Annotated in this window: 23 protein-coding genes; 14 read left to right on the forward strand and 9 right to left on the reverse strand. The window is 33.2% G+C overall.

Annotated features, from left to right (window positions below; genetic code table 11):
* The first annotated feature begins 98 nt into the window (after positions 1-98).
* The 3 genes from GBH57_RS05405 to GBH57_RS05415 all read left to right on the forward strand — a co-directional run bounded on the left by GBH57_RS05405 (position 99) and on the right by GBH57_RS05415 (position 4357).
* Entirely contained in the window at positions 99-989 is an 891-nt protein-coding gene (locus tag GBH57_RS05405) for a T9SS type A sorting domain-containing protein (RefSeq protein WP_151673058.1), read from the forward strand.
* A 102-nt stretch (positions 990-1091) separates the two neighbouring features.
* Positions 1092-3476 carry a T9SS type A sorting domain-containing protein gene (locus tag GBH57_RS05410; RefSeq protein WP_151673059.1) on the forward strand — a complete coding sequence of 795 codons (2385 nt, stop codon included), beginning with the start codon at positions 1092-1094 and terminating at the stop codon, positions 3474-3476.
* A gap of 86 nt (positions 3477-3562) precedes the next feature.
* Entirely contained in the window at positions 3563-4357 is a 795-nt protein-coding gene (locus GBH57_RS05415; RefSeq protein ID WP_151673060.1) for a DUF6503 family protein, read from the forward strand.
* 78 nt (positions 4358-4435) lie between these two features.
* Here GBH57_RS05415 and GBH57_RS05420 read toward each other — a convergent pair whose 3' ends face one another.
* The 3 genes from GBH57_RS05420 to GBH57_RS05430 all read right to left on the reverse strand — a co-directional run bounded on the left by GBH57_RS05420 (position 4436) and on the right by GBH57_RS05430 (position 9933).
* A complete protein-coding gene (locus GBH57_RS05420; RefSeq protein ID WP_151673061.1) occupies positions 4436-5728 on the reverse strand; it encodes an amidohydrolase family protein in 1293 nt (430 codons plus the stop codon).
* A gap of 30 nt (positions 5729-5758) precedes the next feature.
* Positions 5759-8722 (reverse strand): amidohydrolase family protein, encoded by a 2964-nt coding sequence (locus tag GBH57_RS05425; RefSeq protein WP_151673062.1) that lies wholly within the window; start codon positions 8720-8722, stop codon positions 5759-5761.
* Between the two features lie 140 nt (positions 8723-8862).
* Positions 8863-9933 carry a DUF3810 domain-containing protein gene (locus GBH57_RS05430; RefSeq protein ID WP_151673063.1) on the reverse strand — a complete coding sequence of 357 codons (1071 nt, stop codon included), beginning with the start codon at positions 9931-9933 and terminating at the stop codon, positions 8863-8865.
* 188 nt (positions 9934-10121) lie between these two features.
* Here GBH57_RS05430 and GBH57_RS05435 point away from each other — a divergent pair, with 188 nt between their 5' ends.
* The 3 genes from GBH57_RS05435 (at position 10122) to GBH57_RS05445 (ending at position 12717) form a co-directional block, all read left to right on the forward strand.
* A complete protein-coding gene (locus GBH57_RS05435; RefSeq protein ID WP_151673064.1) occupies positions 10122-11579 on the forward strand; it encodes an aminoacyl-histidine dipeptidase in 1458 nt (485 codons plus the stop codon).
* A gap of 98 nt (positions 11580-11677) precedes the next feature.
* The gene (gene lysM / locus GBH57_RS05440) at positions 11678-12175 is read left to right on the forward strand and encodes a peptidoglycan-binding protein LysM (RefSeq protein WP_151673065.1); all 498 of its coding nucleotides are present in this window, start codon (positions 11678-11680) and stop codon (positions 12173-12175) included.
* A 107-nt stretch (positions 12176-12282) separates the two neighbouring features.
* A complete protein-coding gene (locus GBH57_RS05445) occupies positions 12283-12717 on the forward strand; it encodes a hypothetical protein (protein WP_151673066.1) in 435 nt (144 codons plus the stop codon).
* 67 nt (positions 12718-12784) lie between these two features.
* On the opposite strand, the gene GBH57_RS05450 is transcribed toward GBH57_RS05445, so the two are convergent.
* Genes GBH57_RS05450 through GBH57_RS05460 form a run of 3 tightly spaced genes read right to left on the reverse strand, consistent with a single transcriptional unit; the run spans position 12785 to position 15468 of the window.
* Entirely contained in the window at positions 12785-13894 is a 1110-nt protein-coding gene (locus GBH57_RS05450) for a peptidylprolyl isomerase (RefSeq protein ID WP_151673067.1), read from the reverse strand.
* Between the two features lie 3 nt (positions 13895-13897).
* Complete coding sequence (gene gldI / locus GBH57_RS05455; protein ID WP_151673068.1) at positions 13898-14455, reverse strand: gliding motility-associated peptidyl-prolyl isomerase GldI; 558 nt, start codon at positions 14453-14455, stop codon at positions 13898-13900.
* On the reverse strand, positions 14455-15468 hold the full coding sequence (locus GBH57_RS05460; RefSeq protein WP_151673069.1) for a DHH family phosphoesterase: 1014 nt from the start codon (positions 15466-15468) through the stop codon (positions 14455-14457). The genes gldI and GBH57_RS05460 overlap by 1 nt, the downstream gene beginning before the upstream one ends.
* Positions 15469-15706: 238 nt before the next feature.
* On the opposite strand from GBH57_RS05460, the gene GBH57_RS05465 reads away from it, so the two are divergent.
* Entirely contained in the window at positions 15707-16531 is an 825-nt protein-coding gene (locus tag GBH57_RS05465) for a GIN domain-containing protein (RefSeq protein WP_151673070.1), read from the forward strand.
* Between the two features lie 144 nt (positions 16532-16675).
* Positions 16676-17095 (forward strand): nucleoside-diphosphate kinase, encoded by a 420-nt coding sequence (locus tag GBH57_RS05470; RefSeq protein ID WP_151673071.1) that lies wholly within the window; start codon positions 16676-16678, stop codon positions 17093-17095.
* 99 nt (positions 17096-17194) lie between these two features.
* Here the strand turns inward: GBH57_RS05470 and GBH57_RS05475 are convergent, their stop codons facing one another.
* A complete protein-coding gene (locus GBH57_RS05475) occupies positions 17195-17494 on the reverse strand; it encodes a DciA family protein (protein WP_151673072.1) in 300 nt (99 codons plus the stop codon).
* Between the two features lie 34 nt (positions 17495-17528).
* The gene (locus GBH57_RS05480; RefSeq protein ID WP_151673073.1) at positions 17529-17882 is read right to left on the reverse strand and encodes a lipocalin family protein; all 354 of its coding nucleotides are present in this window, start codon (positions 17880-17882) and stop codon (positions 17529-17531) included.
* Between the two features lie 133 nt (positions 17883-18015).
* Between GBH57_RS05480 and GBH57_RS05485 the strand changes: the two genes are divergently transcribed.
* Both GBH57_RS05485 and GBH57_RS05490 read left to right on the forward strand, forming a co-directional pair.
* A complete protein-coding gene (locus tag GBH57_RS05485) occupies positions 18016-19611 on the forward strand; it encodes a zinc metalloprotease (protein ID WP_151673074.1) in 1596 nt (531 codons plus the stop codon).
* On the forward strand, positions 19604-20986 hold the full coding sequence (locus GBH57_RS05490; RefSeq protein ID WP_151673075.1) for a T9SS type A sorting domain-containing protein: 1383 nt from the start codon (positions 19604-19606) through the stop codon (positions 20984-20986). Before GBH57_RS05485 ends, GBH57_RS05490 begins: the two co-directional genes overlap by 8 nt.
* 5 nt (positions 20987-20991) lie before the next feature.
* Here GBH57_RS05490 and recF read toward each other — a convergent pair whose 3' ends face one another.
* Complete coding sequence (gene recF, locus GBH57_RS05495; RefSeq protein ID WP_151673076.1) at positions 20992-22071, reverse strand: DNA replication/repair protein RecF; 1080 nt, start codon at positions 22069-22071, stop codon at positions 20992-20994.
* Between the two features lie 150 nt (positions 22072-22221).
* Here recF and GBH57_RS05500 point away from each other — a divergent pair, with 150 nt between their 5' ends.
* From GBH57_RS05500 to mutL, 4 genes are all read left to right on the forward strand, one after another.
* The gene (locus GBH57_RS05500; RefSeq protein WP_151673077.1) at positions 22222-22989 is read left to right on the forward strand and encodes a tetratricopeptide repeat protein; all 768 of its coding nucleotides are present in this window, start codon (positions 22222-22224) and stop codon (positions 22987-22989) included.
* Between the two features lie 77 nt (positions 22990-23066).
* The gene (ribH, locus tag GBH57_RS05505) at positions 23067-23564 is read left to right on the forward strand and encodes a 6,7-dimethyl-8-ribityllumazine synthase (protein ID WP_151673078.1); all 498 of its coding nucleotides are present in this window, start codon (positions 23067-23069) and stop codon (positions 23562-23564) included.
* A gap of 205 nt (positions 23565-23769) precedes the next feature.
* Positions 23770-24036: a hypothetical protein gene (locus tag GBH57_RS05510; protein WP_235904650.1), complete on the forward strand. Its 267-nt coding sequence runs from the start codon at positions 23770-23772 to the stop codon at positions 24034-24036.
* A complete protein-coding gene (mutL, locus tag GBH57_RS05515) occupies positions 24036-25901 on the forward strand; it encodes a DNA mismatch repair endonuclease MutL (RefSeq protein WP_151673080.1) in 1866 nt (621 codons plus the stop codon). The genes GBH57_RS05510 and mutL overlap by 1 nt, the downstream gene beginning before the upstream one ends.
* The last annotated feature ends 45 nt before the right edge of the window (positions 25902-25946 follow it).

A 25946-nucleotide genomic window follows, 5' to 3' on the forward strand; every position in this document is an offset into this window, starting at 1 on the left:
TATTTTTTTGCGACAGTTGATTAAGCACATTGATTCTGCTATATCTTTTTATAATAACTGCTCCATCTTTTTCTTGTATTTTTATGAAAATTTAAGTTATGAAAAAGTTAGCGTTATTAGTGTTTTTGTTTTGCTCAAGTATAAGTTACGGACAAGTTGTAGCTAATACTCCGTCGCCTATTATTTTATGTGATGATACTAATCCTGGTGATGAAATTGAAGTGTTTGATCTCACAAGTAGAGAGGCTGAAATAATAAATGGACAAGATAATGTAACTGTTTCCTACCATTTAACGAGTGGTGACGCTTTGGGCAATGGTGGATTTATAATGAATCCTGAAAATTATACGAATAGCTCAAATCCTCAACAAATATTTATTAGAGTACAGGGTAGTAATAATTTTGATATTACTACAATGGATATTGAAGTAGTACAATATGCAGTTGCAGCTTCATTACCAGAAAATATTTTTATTGATGAAGGAGATACAAACGGGCAAGCTATTTTTGACTTAACTGAAAATGAAACTGAGATGCTTGGTGGTCAATTTGCAGTTGATTTTGTTTTTACGTATTATTTAAGTGCGGCAGATTGTGATGCGCAAACCAACCCATTGCCAAATCCATCAGCTTACGAAAACACAGTCAATCCGCAAGATATTTATGTGCGTATGGAGCCATTTAATGCACCTTGTGGAACTTGTTACAATTTCGAAATTTCAAGTGATGGAATTTTGGGATTTGAGACCACTAAATTAGATTCTTTAAAGTTATTCCCTAATCCTGCTCAGGATTTTATAACACTTAATTCTAACGATTTGGCTTCTGCCGAAATAATAATTAGTGATGTTCAGGGGCGAGTGATAATACGTTTAGAGGGTAATAACAATATGCAACGTATTAACATTTCAGCATTAGATAAAGGAATGTATTTTGTTGCTATTCAAAAGGATAACTTGAGAGTGGCAAGTAGTTTTTTAAAGAGATAGCTGTTATATATTTATGATAGTTGTGTTTGTCTAGAATGATATGAATATAAACCGAATTGTTTTATAAAGTTTAATAGCGCTATATTGATAAAAAAAAGTCTCATGAAAAAATTATTACTTGTTTTAATATTCTTTACAGGTGTATTAAACGCACAAGATTATACGGTACAATCAATTGGTTTTACCCCGCCTCACTCTTATGTTCAAACAAATTCAGATATTAATATAGATGATGGATATTCTGGTGTGCTTCCAATTGGTTTTGATTTTGAGTTCTATGGAAACTTATATAGCCAACTAATTATAGGTGGAAATGGGGTTATAAACTTTAATGCTAGTGAGGCAAACTCTTATTGTATTTGGACTTTTAGTGAAGATATTCCAAGTATAGATCTTGAAATAAAAAATGCTATTTACGGTGTTTATCACGATTTGGACCCAAGTATTTCAACAATTAGTGAAATAAATTACGCCTATTATGGTACAGCGCCAAACAGAAGGTTTGTAGTTAACTTTTATGAAATTAATCATTTTACTTGTAATGATATTGCTACAACAACACAAATAGTATTGTATGAAACAACTAATAATATAGATGTTTATGTAAAAGATAAGCCAGTTTGTTTTCCCTGGAATAATGGTAATGCATTGCTTGGAATTATGAACGAGGACGGTACTCAAGGTATTGCAGCTCCTGGAAGAAACACAAGTGATTCTCCTTGGGAGGCTTATAATGAAGCTTGGAGATTTGGTTTTTTTGATGGAAATGAAGTAATAGCAAATAATGTAAACTTTACTATTTGTGATGATGATGGAGATGGTTTTGGTTTATTTGATTTGTCTTTAATAGTAAATGATGTAATAGGAAATCAAAACGATGTTACTGTTTCGTTTTTTGAAACTTTTCTAGATGCCAATAATAATACAAATCCAATTGTATCTAATTTATATTTAAATACTATTAATCCTCAAACACTCTATGCTCGTGTTGAAAATACAAATGGTCTTTTTGAAACTTCTGATGTTACATTACAAGTAGTAACATGTTTGTTAGATGATAGTGATGATGATGGTGTAACAAACTCTCAAGAAGATTTAAATGGTGACGGAATTTTAAATAATGACGACACTGATAATGATGGTATTCCCAATTATTTAGATGCAGATGATGACGGTGATATGGTAAGTACATTAATAGAGACTACAGGTACTGGTGCTGGAATTTTGCCAAGCGTATATGTGTATATAGATACTGATAATGATGCTATTGAAAATTATTTAGACAATGATGATGATGGTGACGGAATAGTAACTGCTGAAGAAGATTATAATTTAAATGGAAATCCATTAGATGATGATGTAAATTTAAATTCAATTCCAGATTTTTTAGATGTAAATGTATCTATAGTGCCTAATTCGGCACTTTGTGATAATGTTATGTTAGATCCTACTTATGTGGGGTGTGAAGGTGATGAAATAGTATTAAGTGCTACTTGTGCCAATGCAATCCAATATCAATGGTTTAGAGATGGACTTTTAATTAATGGAGCTACAACTGGAACTTTAGCAGTTACTGTTGCGGGAGAATATACTTTAGCAATAACTGATGTTAATGCTACGTCATTTACTGATACACAAGTGATATTTGAACCTATTCCCGTAATTAATCCTATATCTGATTATCTAGTTTGTGATATGGATGGAGATGGTTTAGCTATTTTTAACTTGACTAATAAAGATTCAGAAATTTTAAACGGGCAACCAGATGTAATAGTAACGTATTTTGAAACTTTAAACGATGCTACGGCTGACGAAAACGAAATTACAATTCCAATAAACTATACGAGTCCTTCAGCTGTGATTTGGGTACGTTTAGGAAGTTTAACTACAGGTTGTTTTACAATTTCGTCATTTAATTTAATTGTAAATTTAGCTCCAGAAGTGGTAAACACTCCAGAAAATCTTATTGTTTTTGATACAGATGATTTTGCTACATTCGATTTGACTTCAAACGAATCTTTAATGTTAGGTGGGCAAAACCCAGCAGGTTTTGATTTTACTTATTTTCTAACTGAAGCTGATTGTTTTAACAATACAAACCCTATAGTAAACCCAACAGCTTTTAATAATACAAGCAATCCGCAAACAGTTTATGTTCAATTTCAGGATTTAATTACTGGCTGTTTTATTTGTGAGAGTTTTGATGTTATTGTAGAAGAAGAGTTGGGCTTAGGAGATAATACTTTTTTAGATATAACAATCTATCCTAACCCAACTACAGGACTTGTAACTATTTCTAATATATCAAATTCTACTTTTACATCGATTGAACTTTTTACGATAGAAGGAAAACAAATGTTTATTGATTCGGTTTTAGAAAATGGAGATGACATTTCATTAAATATTTCGGCTTTAACTAACGGTATTTATTTTGTGAAGATAAAAGCAGGAAATAACGAAGTAGTAAAAAGAATAGTGAAGCAATAATATTTTCATAAAACTTTAAGGTATCTAAAAAGCTTTCGACTACATCGAGAGCTTTTTATATTTACAAACAAATCAAATTAGATAACATGAAAAAACAACTACTAGTATTAGGTTTAGCAATTGCCTTTGTCTCTTGTAAAAATGACACAAAAACTACTTCAGAAAACTTAACAATATCAAAAACTGAAGTTGAAGCGGTAGAGAAAAGAGAATATCCTGCAAGTGTTTTAGCAGTAATGAATGCACACGGTGGACTAGAGAAATGGAACACTATGAATAATATCTGTTTTGCATTTGACGGTAAAGGAGGAGAGGAAGTTCATACGGTTTCTTTAAAAAATAGAAAATCTAAAATTGAAACTGATAATTGGACTATTGGAAGCGATGGTGAAACTATTTGGGTATTAGAAAATGAGGAAGGAAGTTATAAAGGGAATGCAGCATTTTATAATAACTTAATGTTCTATTTCTATTCTATGCCTTTCGTGTTATCTGATGACGGAATTGTATATACAGATATGCCACAAAAAGAATTAGAAGGTAAAATGTACAATGCTACTAAAATTAGTTTTAACGATGGAGTGGGGTATTCTTCAACAGATGATTATATACTTTTTTCTGATCCTAAGACAAATCAAATGTCTTGGTTAGCATATACTGCAACAGGAGCATCTAAAACAAAGAGTGATAAGTTTAGTTATATTAAATATGGTGAGTGGCAAAATGTAAACGGACTTCAGTTACCTGAAACTTTAACGTGGTACAATGTAGAGAATAACGAGCCAAAAGATAAGCGTAACGATCTTGTTTTCAAGAAAGTTACATTGACAGAAACAATAATAGACGATAGTGTTTTTGCAAAGCCAGAAGGCGCTAAATAATCTATAATTTATAATATTAAAAAGCCTCTAATTATTGAAATTAGAGGCTTTTTTTTGGTTGCTGAAATAGTTGATAGACTATTTTTTATCTCCTTCGTATTTATCCATATATCGTTTCCATAATTCGGTTTGATGTGTTTCTAATGAAACGTCTCTACCGTCAATAAAAGCTTTCGAAAGGATGTTTCCACGCATATCAAGTGCATCCCCTTCACTAATAAAAAGTGTAGCACTTTTACCTGCTTCTAAAGTTCCATACATATTGTCAATCCCAAGGATTTTGGCACTGTTACCAGTGATCAATTGTAAAGCTACTTCTTTGTCCATTCCTTGTCCTACTAGTTGCCCAGCATAGAAAGGTAAATTTCTAGTTTGGAAGTTTGAAGCGTCACTGTTTTGTAATGCAACAGTTAAACCAGCATCTACAAGGAGTTTTGGAAGTTTGTAAGGTAGGTCGTAATCGTCATCGTGTTTGTTAGGTAGGTTGTGCGTGTGTTGTACTAAAACCATAATGTTGTTTCTCTTTAAAAAAGGAGTAACCTTATATGCTTCATAACCACCAACTAATACTATTTCTTTAATTCCAGATTCTTTTAATTGTGTGATAGCATCGGTAATTTCTTTTTCACCATCAGCATAAACATATACTTTTTTAGAACCGTTAAAAACACCTTGCATTGCTTTCATAGCTTCATTAGTGGCTAGGTTTTTACCTGAACCAAAAGCTTTAGCAGTTGCAATGTATGATGTAATATCGCTTACATTTTCAGTGTACTTTTTGTTAGGTTGAAAACCACGTGGTTCTCCAGCCCACCATCTACCTCTTCTAAAAGTATTTGGCCAATGTAAATGAATACCATCATCAACTTTAATAGCCGCATCTTCCCAGTTCCAAGCATCAAACTGAACAATTGATGAGGTTCCTGAAATAGTTCCTCCTTGTGGTGCAATTTGTCCAATTAAAACCCCATTAGGACGCATAGATTCAACGACTTTACTTTCTGCATTGTAGGCGATTAAACTTCTAATATTAGGAAGCATATCGCCTATTTCGTCTTGGTCGTCACTCGCTCTTACGGCTTCAACTTCAATTAATCCTAATGATTTTGCTGGTGCTATAAAACCAGGATATACGTGTTTACCTGTTGCGTCAATAACAATTCCGGCAGTAGCGTCCATTTGTCCAATAGATTCTATTTTTCCGTTGTTAATTACAATGGTAGCGTTATTAATAACCGTACCATTACCTACATGGGCAGTGGCATTTTTAATGGTGATTTTACCCTGTTGTTTCGGAGCAGGTGTTTGCTGTGCAACCATTGTAAATGATACTAGCAACAGTAAACTATATATTGTATGTGATAATTTCATATCGTTTGTTTTTTAATGTTATCTTATTGATTAACGTTCTGTATCGCAATGGAATAATTTATTTTCCTTTTGTCTTGGAGGTTTTGTTTTTCCTCCGCCGTTTTTCTCATTAAGCATCATTGTCATTAACTCGTTACGCTCATTATTTATGGCCTGTCTTTTTTGTTTGTCTGTCGCTAAATCAAAATAAGTTTTACCTTCAATGATTGTTTTTTCTGCTTTTGCGTAAACTGACATTGGGTGATCTGACCATAAAACTAAATCGGCATCTTTTCCTTCTTTTATTGAACCTACACGGTTATCAATATGTAAAAGTTTAGCTGGATTAATAGTGACTGTTTTCCAAGCTTCTTCTTCAGTCATCCCTCCGTATTTAATAGTTTTACCAGCTTCTTGGTTTAATCTACGTGACATTTCGCCATCATCACTATTTATTGCAACTGTAACACCTTGACTAGCCATAATTGCAGCATTGTAAGGGATAGCATCGTTTACTTCATACTTGTATGCCCACCAGTCGCTAAATGTACTTCCACCTACTCCGTGTTCCACCATTTTGTCTGCAACTTTATATCCTTCAAGAATGTGTGTGAATGTGTTTACTCTAAAGTTGAATTTTTCAGCAACCTTCATTAGCATATTTATTTCGCTTTGCACATAACTATGGCAACTGATAAAACGTTCCCCATTTAAAATTTCGGCTAACGTTTCTAGCTCTGCATCTTTTCTATATGGTTTTCCACTTTTTTTAGCTTCGTCATATTCTTTTGCACGATTAAAGTAGTTTACAAATAGTTGCTCAACACCCATTCTAGTTTGAGGGAAACGGCTGTAACTTTCCCAATTAGATTGTTTTACGTTTTCACCTAAAGCAAACTTTATGAACTTAGGACTGTTGTCATAAATTAGTCCATCTGCATCTTCTCCCCATTTAAGTTTAATGATGGCAGAGCGGCCACCAATAGGGTTTGCAGATCCGTGTAGAATCTGGATAGAAGTAACACCACCAGCAAGGTTACGGTAGATATTTACATCTTCTGGGTCTACTACATCTTCAATTGTAACTTCGGCAGAAGAGTTTTGACCTCCTTCGTTTATGGATAATGCTGCAATGTGAGAGTGCTCATCAATAACACCTGCAGTTAAGTGTTTTCCAGTAGCGTCAATTTCAATAGCACCACCTGCACTTAAGTTTTTACCTATTTTTGAAATTTTTCCGTTTTTAACTAATACGTCGGTATTTTCTAAAACTCCCGCTGCTTCACTAGTCCAAACGGTTGCGTTTTTAAACAACATATTTTGCTGCTGTGGTTGCGTAACATTTCCGTAACCTACATTAGGGTAGGTAAGGGGCTTTACGGGAAGTACAGAAGGAGATTTATCTTTATCCTCGTCTTTCTCATCACTAGTAGTTGCTACTTTTTTAGCAGCTGTAAAGTTATTTTCTGCACCATTAGGCATCACGATTTTTCCTGAGAAAGAACCTCCGGCTTTAGGGATGATTCCTGTTGTACGGAACGTTTCCTTTGTTTCTTCATCAGTAAACGAAAGTGTAACCCAGTTATCTGCATAATTTAATTTAGACTTGTATTCAGTTTCACCAATAGTTACTTTAGATTTTGGCTTTGAAGCGCTCCCCGAAATATTAAGTTCGTACGTTTTACCTCCTGCATTAATAGTGTAATCACCATCAATATCTGTTTGATCTTTGCTATTTACAATGTGTTTACTACCTTGAACCCAATTTTCGTAAAGCACAGTTTCTTTATCAAATACAGGACCTGAAGTAATTAAAAAGTTAGCATATTTTCCTTTATCAAGACTACCTACTTTATCTGAAATATTAAGAAATCTAGCCGGTGCTGTTGTAAGCGCCTCTAGTGCTTTAGTTTCAGAAAGCCCATAAGCAATTGCCTTGCGTAGGTTTGTAGTAAACTCTGATGTTTTGTCAAGTTTAAATGTTGTCAAAGAAAAAGGAACTCCCTTGTCTTGAAGCATTTTAGGATTAGTTGGGGCTTGGTTCCAAGCACGCATATCTTCTAATGAAATGTAATTAGCCATATAAGGATCAGTTACATCATAGGCTTCTGGGAAGTTAATAGGAATAATATAGTTTGCGTTAGAAGCTTTAATTTGATCTAACATTTCATATTCGTCTCCACCACCTACGATGAGGTAATTGATTCCAAATTGATCTCCAATTTTATCTGCTCTTAAATTATTTGTCTTATCACCAGCCTCAAAAATGGAGATTTCACCTCTATTTTTAATAAGTGCTTCTAATGACCGATCTTTTGTAGGAACATTTCCTTTATCGTACCAATCTGCATCTATATATACTTGACGTAATAATGCCATAGATCCCATAAGTGATCCTGGGTATGATTGCCTACTTGTAACACTTTTAGAGAATGAATAGAATTGACCATTAACATCATCAATAACGCGAGTTGCCTCTTTGTCGTTATCGTTAAGGGCTACAAGCATTCCAGTACCTCTTGCAATACCATCCATACTATGAGTACTTACAACACCAAAACCTTCTTTACGCATTTTTTCAGCGGTTTTCTTGTCGTACTTAAAATGGTCGATGGCATTCTTTTCTGGCATTATATGGTCGTTCCAGTAAAAACCTTCTCTTGTTGCACTGTATTGTGGAGAGCGACGACCACCTTGAGCTCTTTTAGGTTTTTCAATACCAAAATTAGTATAGCTATCAATAAAGGAAGCGTAAATATGCTTTCCTTCTAAATCAATAGTGATGGTGTTTTCAGGAATATTTATACTTTTCCCACTTGATACAATTTTACCATCTTTAATTAGTAATACTCCATTATTAATGGTTTGCGTGGGGTTTACATGAATTGTTGCATTTGTAAACGCTGTATAATGTGAGTTTGTTTCTTTTACGCCATCATTTTTAGGAAAATAGTCCTGAGCAACGGCGGTACTCGCAATAGAAATAGCGAATAACAGTAGTTTAATTTTTTTCATAGAAAGAATCCAGTCATTTCTGGAGGGTTGGTTTTTAATAAAATATGCCTAAAGATAGCATATTCACTTCCTGCAAAAAGTTAATCAACATGTTAAACATTTCTTAATAAAAGAACTTGAAAGATGGTGATTACTGAAACTTAGAGCGGTTTGTCTTCAAAATGGTTAACTACTAAAGCAACCATATAGCTATATGTTTTAATCCCTTTAGGTTGATTATTAGCTTTTAAGAATAAATTGTAAAACCCTTTTGAGAATTCTTCGAATGGGTTATCATAGCTATTCCAGAATTCACGCATTTCACGATAACTCTCTAATATCCCAGGATTAATAGTGGTGAGTAATTCTTGATATTTATCTGAATCTCTTCTTGAAATTTCATTAACGCAATAACGCAATGCAAAAATATAACCTGCATATTGAATGTATGGGTCATCGTTATAGATAGAAGCTAAAGTTGCAATAAAATTAGCTTCATTTTCTTTAGCAAAACCTAATTGATGAGCTTGCTCGTGGCTACTTACAACAGGGAATTTGTACGTTTTGATAAGTGCATTTACTTGTGCTTCTCCAGAAAATGGATTTAGATATCCACTATAGCCCATATAAGTTAAACCAAGACTCCAATTACTTTTTTTAAGACTTTGTGGACTTAGTTCTAATGAAGGGAATTCCTTTTTTAAATTAGTAAAGCCATTTTTTGTGCTTTTGAACATTTCGGCTTGAGAATAAGGTAGGTCTATTTTTGTGCTATCTGCAAAACCTAATTCCCGATGCATTTTATGACTCTTAGCAATCAGTTTTTTAGTAATTGAAACTAGTTGTTCTGTGGTATATGTTGCATTGATATTTAATGTAGTGTGAAGCGGTTCTCTGTAATAATTGAATCCCCATAGAAAATGAAACATAAAATAAACTATAGAAGTTGCAGCAACAATTTCTAAAATTAAATCAACAGCCTGGGTTTTAAATTTTCTGAAATTTTTATAACACCATCTAATTGCTAAAACTATAATTATTAAGTAGAAAAAATCTCCCACCGAAAAAGGAACCCAACCAAAGAGCATACGTGAAATTTTACTTATGAGAGGATATAAACCCTGACTATAGTAGCGCTCAACAAATGCTGGGAATTGTTTTAACACTTGCATTAAAACAATTTGTAACGGAAATAATAATGCTAAAAGAAGGGTAGATTTTTTTCTAAACATTTTAGTTACTTCAAGTAGATATTATAATGATAAAATTCACGTTAGATAAAAAAATGTTATAGTTTTTTTAAATGTACTGTAAAGATAACAAATGATGATAACTTTGCCTTTGGAATAAACTTGCCATTATAATTATTAAATGGCAACAAAAACAACAACAAACAACAACCAATAAATCACTACCTTTTATGAACGAGAGTATTCGAAGCCTAGAACCCAAAGAATTATGGAATAAATTTGCAGACCTAAATGCTGTACCAAGACCTTCTAAAAAGGAAGAGCGTGTAATTGCGTTTATGATGGATTTTGGGAATAAATTAAAATTAGAGACTATTAAGGATAGTGTTGGGAATGTAATTATTAAAAAACCTGCAACAAAAGGTTTTGAAGATAGACAGACAATAGTCATGCAATCGCACCTTGATATGGTGCATCAAAAAAATAACGATACAGATTTTAATTTCGATTTACAAGGAATTGAAATGTACGTAGATGGTGACTGGGTTAGGGCTAATGGAACAACTCTAGGAGCAGATAATGGGTTAGGGGTAGCCACAATAATGGCTATTTTAGAAAGTGATAAAATAGAACACCCAGCAATTGAAGCGCTTTTTACAATTGACGAAGAGACAGGAATGACTGGTGCAATGGGGCTAAAAGGTGGGCTGCTTGAAGGTACTATACTTTTAAATCTTGATACAGAAGAGGACGATGAAATAGGTGTAGGTTGTGCAGGAGGTATTGATATTACTGCAACTAGAGAATACAAAGAAATAGCGGTTGATGATGAAGATTTAGGTTATCAAATTACCGTTAAAGGTCTTCAAGGTGGCCATAGTGGTATGGATATCATTAAAGGGTTAGGGAATGCTAATAAAATGATGAACCGTCTTCTATACGCAGTACGTGGAGAAATGCACATTGCATCATTAAAAGGAGGAAGTCTTAGAAATGCAATTCCAAGAGAAAGTGTTGCGATTGTAGTTTTGCCTCAAGGTCGTGAAAGTGCTTTTACTTCAGAACTTAAAAAATGTGCAGACGAAATAATTAACGAATATCACCAGTTAGAGCCAGATCTTGAAATTTTAGTAGAAAAGAGAGATCGTCCAGAGCCTAAAGTAATGGATAAGGATTCTCAGTTAGCATTTATTAGAGCAATTTATAGTGCTGTCAATGGTGTTTATAGAATGAGTCCATCTATTGAAGATTTAGTGGAAACATCTAATAATATTGCAAAAATAACAGTAGCTGATGGTGCTATTAGAGTCGCTTGTTTAACACGCTCATCAGTTGAGTCATCTAAAGAAGATTTAGCAAATACATTGCAATCGCAATTTGAATTAGCTGGTTTTAAAGTTTCTTTCTCTGGAGAATATCCTGGATGGGAACCTAAAATGGACAGTGCTATTTTAGAAGTATTAAGCGGTCTTTATGAAAAAATGAATGGTGAGAAAGCTCACGTAGCAGCTTGCCATGCAGGATTAGAATGTGGAATTTTAGGACAGAATTACCCTAAAATGGATATGATTAGTTTTGGACCCACAATTAAAGGCGCGCACTCTCCAGATGAGCGAGCTAGTATTTCAAGTGCACAAAAGTATTGGGTATTTGTTTTAGAAATACTAAAAAATATACCTAAGGCATAGTTCTTGTATTCTAGTTAGAAACTATTTTAAATAGTTTTAATAATATGTACCTTTAGGGCACAATAACTTAATCATTAACATTAAAACAAAAAACAAACATGGGATTATTTTCATTTATTAAAAACGCCGGAGCAAAAGTATTTGGAATCGGAAAAACAACTGAAGAAGAAGCTGCTGAAGCAAAAATGGAAGCTGCTGAAGTAGCAAAAGCTAATGACCAAAGAGCAGGACAACGCTTAATCAACCATATTAACGATTTAGATTTAGGTATAGAAGATTTATTTGTATCTATTGATGGAGAAAGAGCAACTATTAATGGTACTGCTAAAACTCAAGAAGCTGCTGAGAAAGCAATTTTAATTGTGGGTAACACAGCAGGTATTGCTGAGGTTTCTGATGAAATAACTGTAGAAGAAGAAGTTCCAGTTGCAGTATTTCACACAGTTGTAAGTGGAGATTCATTAAGTAAAATTGCAAAGAAAGTTTATGGTGATGCTATGAAGTACCCTGTAATCTTTGAAGCTAATAAGCCAATGCTAGAACACCCTGATAAAATTTATCCAGGACAAGTATTACGTATTCCTAATTTAGACTAACTAACACTAGGTTATAAATTACTTAAAAAGGAGACCGTTATGGTCTCCTTTTTTTATGTTAGAATTTTAGATTTATTTCTCTAAGATTTATAATAAATTAAAACCAAGTGAAACACATTATCATATTGATAGTATTCTTGACAAATCTTATTTTTTCACAGAGTATGGAAGTCGAAAATGAATTCAGGAAAGTTTCTGGAATTGTTAAAGGGTATGATATACCAAAAGACGGAATTTTGGTTCCTTATGTAGGTTTAAAACGAGCTGTTATCACAGATTCATATGGAATATTCTGTTTAACTGTGCCAAAAAATAATTCAGTGTTTATTGAGATTCCTATATGTGGGGCTTTAACTATTAGAGAAATAAAGACTACAGATAATAATGTAATAATTGATATTTCAGAAATTGAAAAAAGCACAAAACAAATACTCCGTTCTAAACAAAATTGGAATAAGGAAAAAAATAAATTATTACCTATTTTAATAAATATATATAACAGTACTGAGTATGATAGGGCAAATAATGAATACTGTTTTTAAAGTTATTACACAAAACAAAAAAGCCAGCTAAAATTTAGCTGGCTTTTGTTATATAAGAGATAGTAGACTATTGTTGTCCTACAATCCCTGTAAGTTCTAATTCGAAAATTAAATCTTCATTTGGTCCTATAGATCCATTTCCTCTTTCACCATATCCTAAGTGTGAAGGAATGAATGCTGTAATTTTGTCACCAACACTCATTTGTAAAAGTGCTTCTCTAAATCCTGGGATTAATCGAGCATCTTTCCCGTAGTCTGATACACTAGGAATGTATTGGTTTGCAGCTTTACGTGCTTCATTTACTGCTTCAAAACGTTCTGCAACGTCAAGACGGTTAGTATCGAACATCGTTCCATCTTTTGCATAGTAACCAGCATAGTTCATATAAATTCTTGAACCTTCTGCAGGTTTTTGCCCTTTGCTACGTTTATCCCAATGGATCATAATACCAGAGTCTAATTTTTCAGCATCTTTTTTAAGGGCATTTAAAGCTTTTAAGTTATCACTACCAACTTTAGCAATACGCTCTTGCTTTACTTTTTTCTCAGTTTCAATCTTTTCCATTGCTTCAGTAAAGTATGGTACTTTTTGACCTCCTTTATTGATAATGTTGATTGTTTCAATCATTATCGTTTCTACTGGCCTGTCTCCAGGCTTAGAAGTTTCAGTAGCTCCAATAGCGTCAACAACTTCCATTCCTTTTACAACTTCCCCAAAAACAGTATGCTTTCCGTTCAACCAAGGAGTTTCTTTCAACGTTACAAAAAACTGACTTCCGTTAGTAGCAGGGCCACTGTTAGCCATAGATAACATACCTTTTTTGTCGTGCTTTAATGAATCTACAAACTCATCAGGAAATTTATATCCTGGGTTTCCAGAGCCTGTTCCTAGTGGATCACCACCTTGAATCATAAAATCTTTAATAACACGGTGAAAAATAATACTATCGTAAAAACGCTTTCCTTTGTATTTTTCATCTACCATTCCATTTGTACCTTCAGCTAACGAAACAAAGTTAGATACCGTTAAAGGTGTAGCATCATTAAATAATTTAGCTACAAATGTTCCTTTAGTCGTTACAACTTCAGCATAAACACCATTCTCTAAATCTGGGTATTTGTTTTGACAAGATGCAAAAGCGATAGTTAGTAATAATAAGATTGATAATTTTTTCATAATCTAATTTTCTTCTGTTTGAGTTATTGATAATAAGGTTACTGTACTTGCAATTGGAACATTCGTTCCTAACTTTTTTTCGATACCGTAGTATCCGTATGCTTTATATGATGGAAATAGAAATGTAGCTGTTTCACCCACTTCTAATAATTTAATTCCATCTCTAATTCCTGAAATTAATTCTTGATTTGATAAATCTACGCGGTAATTAATGAGTCCATTTTCTTCTTTTGAAAGTATGGTGTTTCCTTCGAGATCTTTTACGTTATAAGTAAACGTAATTAAATCTCCATGCGAAGGTTTTTGACTAAGTGCTGTTGTATCTTTTACTTGGTAATTGTACCAAAATCCACTTTCAGAAGTAATATAAGTAGCGTTAGAATCTGCTTTAATTATAGCTTCAATAATTTCTTTTTCTTCTTCAAATAACTTTTTGTTGCGTTCAGCAGATGCTGAAATAAAGCTACCTGAATTCTGTTTCACAGGCTTTCTCGCTTCAGGTGTTGTACAACCTAAAATGAACATTGAAAACATTAAAAATAGTGCAGCTACTTTATTCATTATGAAAGGGCTTCTTTATATTCTGGCAATATACTAATAAATTGTTTTACAGTTTCGTCTAGTGAAAGCAAGCTCCTGCCACCGGCAGCATTATTATGCCCGCCACCATTATAGTATGCACGAGAGAATTCGTTAACTGAAAAATCTCCCACACTTCTTAAGCTAATTTTTACAATATTCTCTTGCTTGTTTTCAATAAAAATTAATGCAAATTTTATGCCTGAAACTGATAAAGCATAGTTGACAAATCCTTCTGTATCTCCCTTTTTAAAATGATTGTCATCAAGTTCTTTTTGAGAGATAGTTATATAGGCAGTATTATATTCTTCAAGAACAACAAGGTTATCAAGTGCAACACCTAATAACTTCATTCTTGATGTAAAATTTGTGTCGTAAACGTTCTGATGTATTTCAGCATTGTTTGCACCGCAATCTAATAATGAAGCAACAACTCTATGTGTGCGTGCTGTAGTTGATGGAAATCTAAAACTTCCAGTATCAGTCATTATTCCTGTGTATAATAAGGTAGCAATATCTGCTGAAATGTGCTCTAAGCCATCAAGTGCTTCAATAACATTAAAGACCATTTCGCAAGTGGAACCAATTGTAGCGTCAGTGTAAGTAACCGTTGCATAATCATCTGGTTGTTGGTGATGATCAATCATTACAAACGTAGCTTCACTCTTTTCTAAATATGATTGTACATCACCTACGCGAGCAAAAGAGTTAAAATCTAAAGTGAAGATTAAAGTTGCTTCTTCAAGTTTACGAATTGCTTGCTGATTTTGTTTTTCAAAATTTAATACGGCATCAGCTTGTGGCATCCACTTTAGGAAATCTGGAAAATCGTTGGGCAATACTACTGAGCTATTAAGCCCTAATTTTTCAAAAAACAAGTGAAGACCAAGTGTTGATCCTACAGCATCACCATCAGGATTTTTATGCCCTATAATTACAATACGTTGTTCTTTAGTTAAAAGTTGCTTTAGTTCTGTGCTTAGTGCCTTTTCCATAGGTAACAAAGATACGATTTCTAATAGTAAATTATAATGGCTAAGGTTTCAAATCTATAATATTTCCGAAGCTCTTTTAGCCGAAATTTTAAGGCCTTATTACCTTGTTAGTTAATGAAATAATACGATTAGTATTAATAAATATTTGGCTATAATTGCTATAAGTATTTATTGCTAATGCATACATTTGTTCTAAATTAAACAATATAACCTGCTGAGTATTATCAGCCAATTTACTATGAAACATATAATTACACTTTGTCTTTCAGTTATTCTTTTATCAAGTTGTGCGGCACAAAAAACGCCTAAAGTAAAAGGTAATAGAGAAGTGACAGATATTTATAAATCACTTGAAGATTTTAACGGACTTGATATTCGCGGTGATGTTGAGGTGACTATAAAAAGAGGCGAGACAAATGAATACCATTTAAAAATAGATGGAAACCTTGTGGAGGTTTTAGATATTTCAATTATTGAGGGTATTTTAAAAGTAGTGCCTTCACAAATTATTCAATCAAGCAAAAAAATGGAACTTGACATTACGTATAAAAATTTAGATGAAATTACGCTACGTGATAATGTGAAACTAAAGTCGTTAAATAAAGTTGATGTGTCAAACTTGGTTTTTAAAGCATTAGATAATGTTGATTATGATTTAGATATGAGTATTACTGAAGGAGTTTTTATATTAAATAATAATTCTAAAGGTGATTTAAAACTAAAGGGTGGAACTCAAAAAATGATTTTTAATGAAAACGCATATCTAAAAGGCGATTTAAATGTTCAAGAGCTTGAATTAGAAATCAATAAGCGATCTGATGTAAGTTTAAAAGGTGATGTTTCTAAAATGAAACTTACTGCTACAGGAACAAGTGATGTAAGAGCGGAAGATTTAGAAAGCGAGTACGCTAATATTATTGCTAGTGGTAAAGCAGACTTATATGTATATGCTAGTAAGGAGCTACAACTTTACGCACAAGGAAAGAGTTTTATCTATGTATATGGTAACCCAGATATTAAAGTTGAAGGCTTAAATGATAAGTCGCAAATAATTAAAAAGTAAGGTAGATTTTTACTTTTTTAGTAAGCGTAATCCTCATAGTTGTAGTTGTAAATCAATTGTTTAATGCACTTTGTATATTAAACAATTGTAAACAAACTTGTTGTTCCACTAAAAACGATTATTTTTGCACAAATTTTAAAAAAAATGAGAACAGATAGAACGTTTACAATGTTAAAGCCTGATAGTGTTGAAAAAGGACACATAGGTGCAATTTTAGAAAAAATCAATGCTTCAGGATTTAGAATCGTAGCAATGAAATTAACGCATATGACTACTCAAGATGCACAAGAGTTTTACGCAGTACACAGTGAGCGTCCTTTTTACGGAGAGCTTGTTGAGTATATGACACGTGGACCTATTGTAGCTGCTATTCTTGAAAAAGAAAATGCTGTTGATGATTTCCGTACGTTAATTGGTGCTACTAATCCAGCTGATGCTGCTGAAGGTACTATCCGTAAATTATATGCTGCTTCTATTGGAGAAAATGCTGTACACGGAAGTGATAGTGATGAGAATGCTGCTATTGAAGGAGCTTTCCATTTTGCAGGAAGAGAGATGTTCTAAGAACATAAACTATAGAATATAGAAAAGCCGCAACTATAAATGTTGCGGCTTTTTTTTATCTATTTAAGTCTGTTATAATTTTGACTATTAAATATATCTTTATCTAAGCACTACTTTATCAACTAATGCCTTTCCTAACTCTTCATTAATCATTTTTACAATTTTAGATTTACCATAGCTTAACTCTTCACGTAACACAGAGGATGAAAGACTTACAAATAAAACATCTCTTTCTAAAATAACATTAGTAGTATAGCCAGCTACTCCAGAGCCCATTACTTTAAACCACGCATCTTTTACATTTACTTGGTCTAGTCCTTGAGCAAGTTTACCGTTACCTATGTACTGTTTTAAGGCATCTCCAATAGTGATGTTTTCTGCTCTTCTTTTTTTTGCCATTATGCTATTATCAATGTGAGTTACTTTCAATAAACTACTCTAGGTTAAAATCAAATTTTTCAAAACGTTTATAACGGTATTCTTTACCCGCTGCGTTGGTTACAATTAAACTCGTTTTTGTTACTTCAATTACCTCTTCACTCCATTGGTCAAGAGTGTTGTCATAATTTAAAACAAGTTTTTCTCCACTTTTATCAATGCTAAAATTTTCGGTTGTTCCATTGTTTTTAAAAGTTCCATCTAACTGCGGATTTACTTTTGTTCTAAGCCCTTTATTGCCATTTAATTCTATAAAATCAATGGTAGTACTAATTTTAAATTCTTTAAGTGCTCCGTCTTCGTTTTTTACACTTTCAATTTCCCAATAACCGGGGATATTTTTTAGCATTTCTTCTTTATTTTGTGAGCAAGATGTTGCTAGTATTAGTAAACTGACAAGTATTAAGTTGAATAATGTGTTTTTCAATTTGGGTAGAATTAGTATTGTTGCTATCTTTATCTTATAAATAGTCAGTAAAATTATGAAAACATTTATTAATAACTCAAATGCTATTAATTTTAAAAGTATTTTTTTATCACTAATTTTTATCACTAATTTTTATCCAAATTTATTGGGTCAAGAAATATTTAATTGTGGTACTATTGATGAGCCTATTACAAACCCTGAAAATTATAGCTTTGCTATTGATCAGGAGACAATAGACAGCTTTGAACCAGTAGTATTAAACTTGTTTTATTGGCAAGTAAATGATACAAATGGTGAAAGTCTTGCTCCTTTAACTGAAAATCTAGTCTTAGAATCAGTTGCGAACTTAAATATTATATATAATCAATATAATATTTTTTTTAAGTACACAGGTTTTGCTGAAATTAATAGTCCACCACCAGCAAACGTAAATTGTTATCAGGATAGTAACCAAACACATGGCTTTGGTTGGATGCAATTAAACGAGTTGGCAAATTGTTTTAATAATTTTATATATGACCCATCAATTTTTGGTGATTACGGTGGCTATGATGGTGATTATAACAATGAAAATGCTATAAATATCTATGTGCCATATGCTTTTGAAAGAGGAGGGATTGGTAGTAAGGGTCAAAATAGATTAGTAATAAATTATAATAATTTATTAAATGCTGGCTTAGCACATGAAATAGGTCATAATTTAGGGTTGGCACATACGCATTTAGGACATAATAACCCATTGTTTCCAGATGTTTGCGAACATGTTACAAGAATTGAGTTTCTTCCTGATGGTGCTCTAAATCCAGACTTTAATGCACGTATAAGAGCAGATCAAATTGTAGATACTGCTGCTGTGCCAGACTTTTCAAAAGAGTATTGTTATAGATTTCAAGAGGATAATTTAGTTGAATGCCAAAATGATTCATACAACCCATACGCATATATAGATGAAAATACCTGTTTGTATATGGTTGGAGGTGAAGATTGTCAAGGAACTGAATATGAGATTTTTCCAAAAGATGCACAAAATATTATGTCATATACTCGACCAGTTTGCAGAGCGCAGTTTACAAATGGACAAGTTGTACGAATGTTAGAAACTTTAGAAGATCCACAGTACCAAAGTTTAATAAATGCGCGTACAGACTTTGAAGTACTTTATGAACCTTATAAAGGGGGCTATTATTTATCAGGTCCTGACGATGATGTACCCCCATTGTTTCAGCCAGGTTTTGATTATGAATTCATAGAGTGTGATGGAAATTATCCACAACCATCAGATTATTATGATACTAGTTTTAGTTTTAATTCAACCAGTATTATTTCTTCTAATACTTTTGATGAAAGTAATTATGACGATATTATTCATCCTAATCATAGTGCAATAAGTATACAACAAGTTAACAATACACTTGAATATTATAATATTAGAAAATGTTATGATAATAATAACAAAGGCCCAGCTTCTGGTAGGGTTGTTAGGTTTAACGACGGCGTTTTTAATAATAATGTATCTATACAAGAGAAAGATTCTTTAGAAATAAACAACGAACACTTAAAAAGTAATTTAGCTCCAGGCTTATACGCAATTGATAAGAATTATTTAGACGGTAGTGTTGAACAAGAAATATTATTTAAAGAAAATGAATAATCATTTAAAATTTTTAGCAAGTTATATTGTGCTCTTTTCTTCAACTATTTTACAAGCACAATTTGGAGACCAACAAACTATTACAACAGCGGCAAATGCAGTTCGAAATATAATTCCTGTTGATATAAACGGAGATGGTTTTTTTGATATTTTGTATAGTTCACAATTTGATGGAAATGTTGGTTGGATTGAGAATTTGGGAGGTACAGGTTCTTTTAGCGAAGTTAATATTATTGGGGATGCAGAATTTACTAGTTTTGTTAATTCTGCCGATTTAGATGGGGATGGTGATCAAGATGTGCTTGCTGTATCGGGATCACAAAATTTAGTAGTGTGGTTTGAAAATATTGATGGGCTTGGTAATTTTAGTCCTATAAAAATAGTTTCCTCAAATACTATTGGTGCTTTTGCTGTAGCTGGTGCTGATCTAAATGGTGATGGTTTTATAGATATTGTTGCTTCCGCAGGTAGTGAAAGTGCCATCTATTGGTTTGAAAATAATAGTAATACGGGTACATTTTCAACAAAACAATTAATTTCAAATCAAGCAAATCACGGACGTTACTTTAATTTAGTGGATATTGATAATGACAATGATTTAGACGTAGTAGCTTCTTCATCTGGATCTGAAGTGCTTACTTGGTATGAAAATCTAGATGGACTAGGAAATTTTGGTGCACCTAATATAATAGCCCCATCAGGACAAGCTGTACTATCTTTATTTTCAGCAGATCTAGATGGAGATGGGGATATTGATATTGTAACACCTTCGTCAGGAGATGATGAAGTAGCTTGGTATGAAAATACGGACGGTCAAGGCGCATTTGGTCCTAAAAAAAGTATTGCAACAAATGACTTTGAAGTTAGATGGACTTTTGTCGCAGATCTAGACAATGATGGGGATAATGATGTTCTAACTGCTGGAAAAAACTTTAATACTAGGGTTCATTGGTATGAAAATCTTGATGGGCTAGGAAGTTTTAGTAATAAACAAGAAATTTTTAATTTGGAAAATGGTAGTGTTGCTACAGTTTCAGCTGCAGATTTAGATAATGATGGAGATATAGATCCTATTTCTTCTACGTTTATTGATGATAAAATTGCTTGGTATGAGAACTTCACCATTTTAAATATAGAAGATCAAGCCCTAGCTACCTTAAAAATATATCCTAATCCAACAGATGGGTTTCTTAATATTAATGCAAAAGATACTGTAATAGAAAAAATTACGATTTTCAATGTACAAGGTAAAGTAGTGTTGCGCCAAGAAAAAGATCTAACAACAATACCAGTACATAATTTAAAATCGGGTGTTTATTTTCTGAAAGCAGAAACTGCAAAGGGAGAGCTTGTAGAGCAATTTGTTAAAGAATAATGGTGTTATAATTTAAACATTTTATACGTCTGGTGAATCTCTTTCACAACAGCCTCGGTTCTATCTGCGTGGGTGTCGCTTATAAAAAGTTGTCCAAAATTCTCGTCATTAACTAAAGCGATAATTTGACCAACACGCTTGGCATCTAATTTGTCAAAAATATCATCTAATAACAGGAGTGGAGTTACACCACTTTGCTTTTTAATAAAATCGAACTGCGCTAACTTTAAAGCAATGAGATACGATTTTTGTTGCCCTTGACTTCCAAATTTCTTTATAGGGTGACCATCAATTTCAAAAAGTAAATCGTCTTTGTGAATCCCAAAATTGGTGTATTGGTATTGCTTATCCTTATTAATATTATTTTTTAATAAGCTAAGAAGTGTGGCATCTTCTAATTGGCTTTTGTAACCTAAACTAACAACTTCAGCTCCAGCACTAATTGATTTGTGACGTTCTAAAAAAATAGGCAAAAAGCTTTCTAGAAATGTTTTTCTCTTCTCAAAAATAGCAGTGCCATATTGTGTTAATTGTTCATCATAAATATCTAAAGTATCTTGGTTGTGTGTGTTATTCGCAGCAAAATATTTTAGTAAAGCGTTTCGTTGAGAAAGCACTTTATTATAATTAATAAGTTGATTTAAATAATCTGAATCGCCTTGCGAAATTACACCGTCAATAAATTTACGTCTTGTATCACTACCTTCAGTTATAAGGTCCCTGTCTGCAGGCGAAATAATTACTAAAGGCAGGAAACCTATGTGCTCGCTAAACTTTTCATAAGGTTTTCCGTTGCGCTTTATTATTTTTTTAGCACCTCGTTTTGCACTTACAATGATCTTTTCTGGACGGTCTAATTTTTCATACATACCATCAATTACAAAAAAATCTGTGTCGTGTTTTATATTTTGCCCCGTAATAGGGTTGAAATAGCTTTTTCCGAAGGATAAATGATAGATTGCATCGAGCACATTTGTCTTTCCTACGCCATTATGACCTACAAAACAGTTAATCTTTGGGTCAAACTTAAAAGTTTCCGATTCAAAGTTTTTGTAATTTAATAAAGAGAGTTGTTCTAATTGCATTAAAATGAGGTGATTGTGTAAAATTTCCGAAGAAAAAATGAAAACTATTTTTTTTTAGTTTTCAAGATGCAAATTATTGAAAAATAAGAAATCTTTTCCCTTTTATATTATGATAAAAATTTTATTTTTGCCCCACATTAAATTAAAACTATGGCAACCTACAAGAAACGAGGCGGTAAACCAAAAACTAAGGTAGAGAAAATCGAAGAATTTGAAGACGACAGCGCTACTGCTGAAGTGTTCAACACGCTAGATGAAGGAGCAAATAAAACCGAAGCTTGGGTTGAGAAAAACCAAAAAATAATTTTAACTCTTGTTGGAGTTATTGCACTTGCAGTACTTGCATACTTAGCGTATGTAAACTTTGTACAAGCACCTAAAGAAGATGAGGCTATGGCTGAAATGTTCCAAGCGCAAACGTTCTTTGACGAAGCAACAGCAGCAACAACAGCTAGTGATTCAATTTACAATATGGCCTTAAATGGTGGTAAAGGTAAATATGGTTTCCTTGATATTATTGATAACTATGGTGGTACTAAAGCGGCTAACCTTGCACAATATTACGCAGGTATGTCTTATTTAAACACTAATGATTATAAAAATGCAATTAGTCATTTAGATGAGTTTTCTAGCGATGATGCAATGTTAGGCCCTATAGCTAAAGGGGCAATAGGTGATGCGTTTGTACAGATCGATCAAGCAGATAAAGCCTTAGGGTATTACGAAACAGCAGCTACAATGCAAAATAACGATTTTACTGCACCACGTTTTCTGTTAAAAGCAGGGATTACTGCTTTACAATTAGGAAAAGCTGATGTAGCAAAAAAGCACTTAAACAATCTAGTTGAAAACTACGCTGATTCTGAGCAAGCAGCTAAGGCTAAAGTTTATTTAGCGCAGGCTGAAGCAATGAACTAGTACTAGTATACTATTCTGTAAAACAAGGCAAAGCCGAAATTTTAAAGGGTGGAATACTACTTAAAATAAAAAAAATTATGGCAACAGTTGGTAATCACCTTTCTGCCTATGATAAAACAACAATCCCAAACGCGAAAAATTTTCGGTTTGGGATTGTTGTTTCAGAATGGAATCCAGAAATCACAAACGGAATGTTTCAAGGAGCATTTGACGCAATTTTAGATTGCGGAGGTATTAAAGAAAACATTGTACGCTGGAATGTTCCAGGAAGTTTTGAGCTTATTTACGGAGCAAAAAAAATGACACAAGCGTATGATATGCTTGATGCTGTTATTGTAATAGGAAACGTTATACAAGGAGAAACAAAGCATTTTGATTATGTGTGCGAAGGTGTAGCACAAGGAATTAAGGATTTAAATGTTCAAGGCGATATTCCTGTTATATTTTGTGTACTTACTGATAATAACAGACAACAATCTATTGATCGCAGTGGTGGAAAGCACGGTAACAAAGGTACTGAGGCAGCTATTGCAGCTATTAAAATGGCGCAACTAAGAGTTGACGCTAAATTTTAATTATTTCTGCTTTGCTAAAGTTTCAGTTTGCTAAAAGAAACAAATGCTTGATTTTCGATTTTGGCAACTGTATTCATTTTATTTGCGGAATACTTTTTGTTAAAAACTAAGGGCTACTAATATTCCTTAAAGTATGGTAAAATCCGTATTTTTGAGGAGAATACTCTAGTCTATGGGCCCAATAAAATTCACAGTTATAAAAAAGTTGAAATCGAACAATCGGTTCAACTATACACCTCGTTACTATAAGGGTAAGGAAGGAGCAGAGGATCAAAAACATCCCACTAAATTTGATGCGTATGCAGATACGTATAACGATAATGACTATGCCGGACATTGGCAAAATGCTCGCATATCAACTAGAAATAGAAATAATGTTGACTGGAATAGTACTGTGTTAATAATTGTTGCTGTTTTAATTCTACTCTTTTTAGTCTTTATAGATTTCGATTTGTCAATATTTGGAATCTAATGGCAGATGTAATTTCACTTTTACCAGATCACGTTGCAAATCAAATTGCTGCGGGAGAAGTTGTTCAGCGACCAGCCTCAGTAGTTAAGGAGTTGCTAGAGAATGCAATTGACGCGGGAGCAACATCAATCACACTTTTAATTAAAGATGCAGGAAAAACCCTTGTTCAAGTAACTGATAACGGTTGCGGGATGAGTACAACCGATGCGCGATTAAGTTTTGAACGTCACGCCACCTCAAAAATAAAAGTAGCTGAAGATCTGTTTAATTTACATACTAAAGGTTTTCGTGGAGAAGCATTAGCTTCTATCGCTGCAATTGCTCACGTAGAATTAAAGACCAAGCAAGATGTTTCAGAAATAGGAACCCATATTTGTATTGAAGGCAGTCAGGTTACTTCTCAGGAAGCAGCCGTAGTGCCAACGGGTACGACGATTTCGGTTAAAAACTTATTTTATAATATACCAGCACGACGCAACTTTTTAAAGAGTGATCCAGTGGAAACACGTCACATCATTGATGAGTTTCATCGCGTTGCATTAGCGCATCCACAAATTGCATTTAGTATGGTGCATAATGGTACTTCGGTTTTTAATTTACCTGTTAGTAATTTAAGACAACGAATTGTAAATATTTTTGGAAACAAGACCAATGAAAAGTTAGTTCCTGTTGATGAGGAAACCGAAATATTAAAAATCAATGGTTTTGTGATAAAACCTGATTTTGCTAAAAAGGGAAAAGGTGAACAGTTTTTCTTTGTAAATAATCGTTTTATAAAAAGCCCTTATTTAAATCACGCAGTGTCATCAGCTTTTGAAGGATTATTGAAAGATGGAAGTAAACCAGGGTATTTTTTAATGCTAGAGGTGGACCCTAAATCAATTGATATCAATATTCATCCCACAAAGACAGAAATTAAGTTTGATGATGAGCACGCGCTTTATGCCTTATTACGTGCTACTGTTAAACATAGTTTAGGACAGTTTAGTATTGCGCCAGTATTAGATTTTAATAGAGAATCTAGTTTAGATACTCCCTATGAATATGCAGGTAAAAGAGCTGTGGCACCTACCATAGAAGTTGATAGACATTTTAATCCTTTTAAGACTGAGACAAAGTCTAGTGGAAGATCATTAGCAGGTACTTCGTTTAGAAAAGAAAAAGCAACCGAAAATTGGGATTCGCTTTATGTAGGTTTGAAAGACAATGAGTTTTCTTCTAAAAGTGATTTAAACCCAGGTCAATTTACTTACGAAACAGAAGAGGTGACAAGTAAAATGTTTGATGATGATGCACAAGAGACTAGTTCTATAACATTTCAGCTTCAAAATAAATACATTATTAGTCCCATTAAAAGTGGGATGTTAGTAATACATCAACATTTAGCGCATCAACGTGTGTTGTATGAAGAGTTGTTAAAAAATATCACATTAAATCAAGCGGTAAGTCAGCAATTATTATTTCCATTAGAGTTGCATTTTTCTAAACCAGATATTGAAGCGCTTTTAAAAGTACGACAGCAATTAGAACATACAGGTTTTGTTTTTGCTTCTTTTAAGGATGATAGTGTTGAGATTACAGGACTTCCTGTGGCACTAGTAGAGAGCCAAGCTGGTATTGTGTTAGAGCAAATTATACAGGATATTTTAGCTGAAGTGCCAGATGCTGGCTTTAGTCAAAACGATATGTTAGTAAGGTCTATGGCTAAAAGTATGGCGATAAAAACCGGAACTAAACTATCTAAGCAGGAACAAGAGCATTTAGTAAATCAACTGTTTTTATGTAAAGAGCCAAGTGTCTCACCATCAAATAAACCAGTGATTATTACTTTAGATTCAACAGATTTAGATAAAAAATTTCAGTAGTAATAATTACTTTAATTGTACGTCTTAATAGTAAATTGAACTAAT

The organism is Patiriisocius marinus (genome assembly GCF_008974325.1).
Classification (GTDB): Bacteria; Bacteroidota; Bacteroidia; order Flavobacteriales; family Flavobacteriaceae; genus Patiriisocius; species Patiriisocius marinus.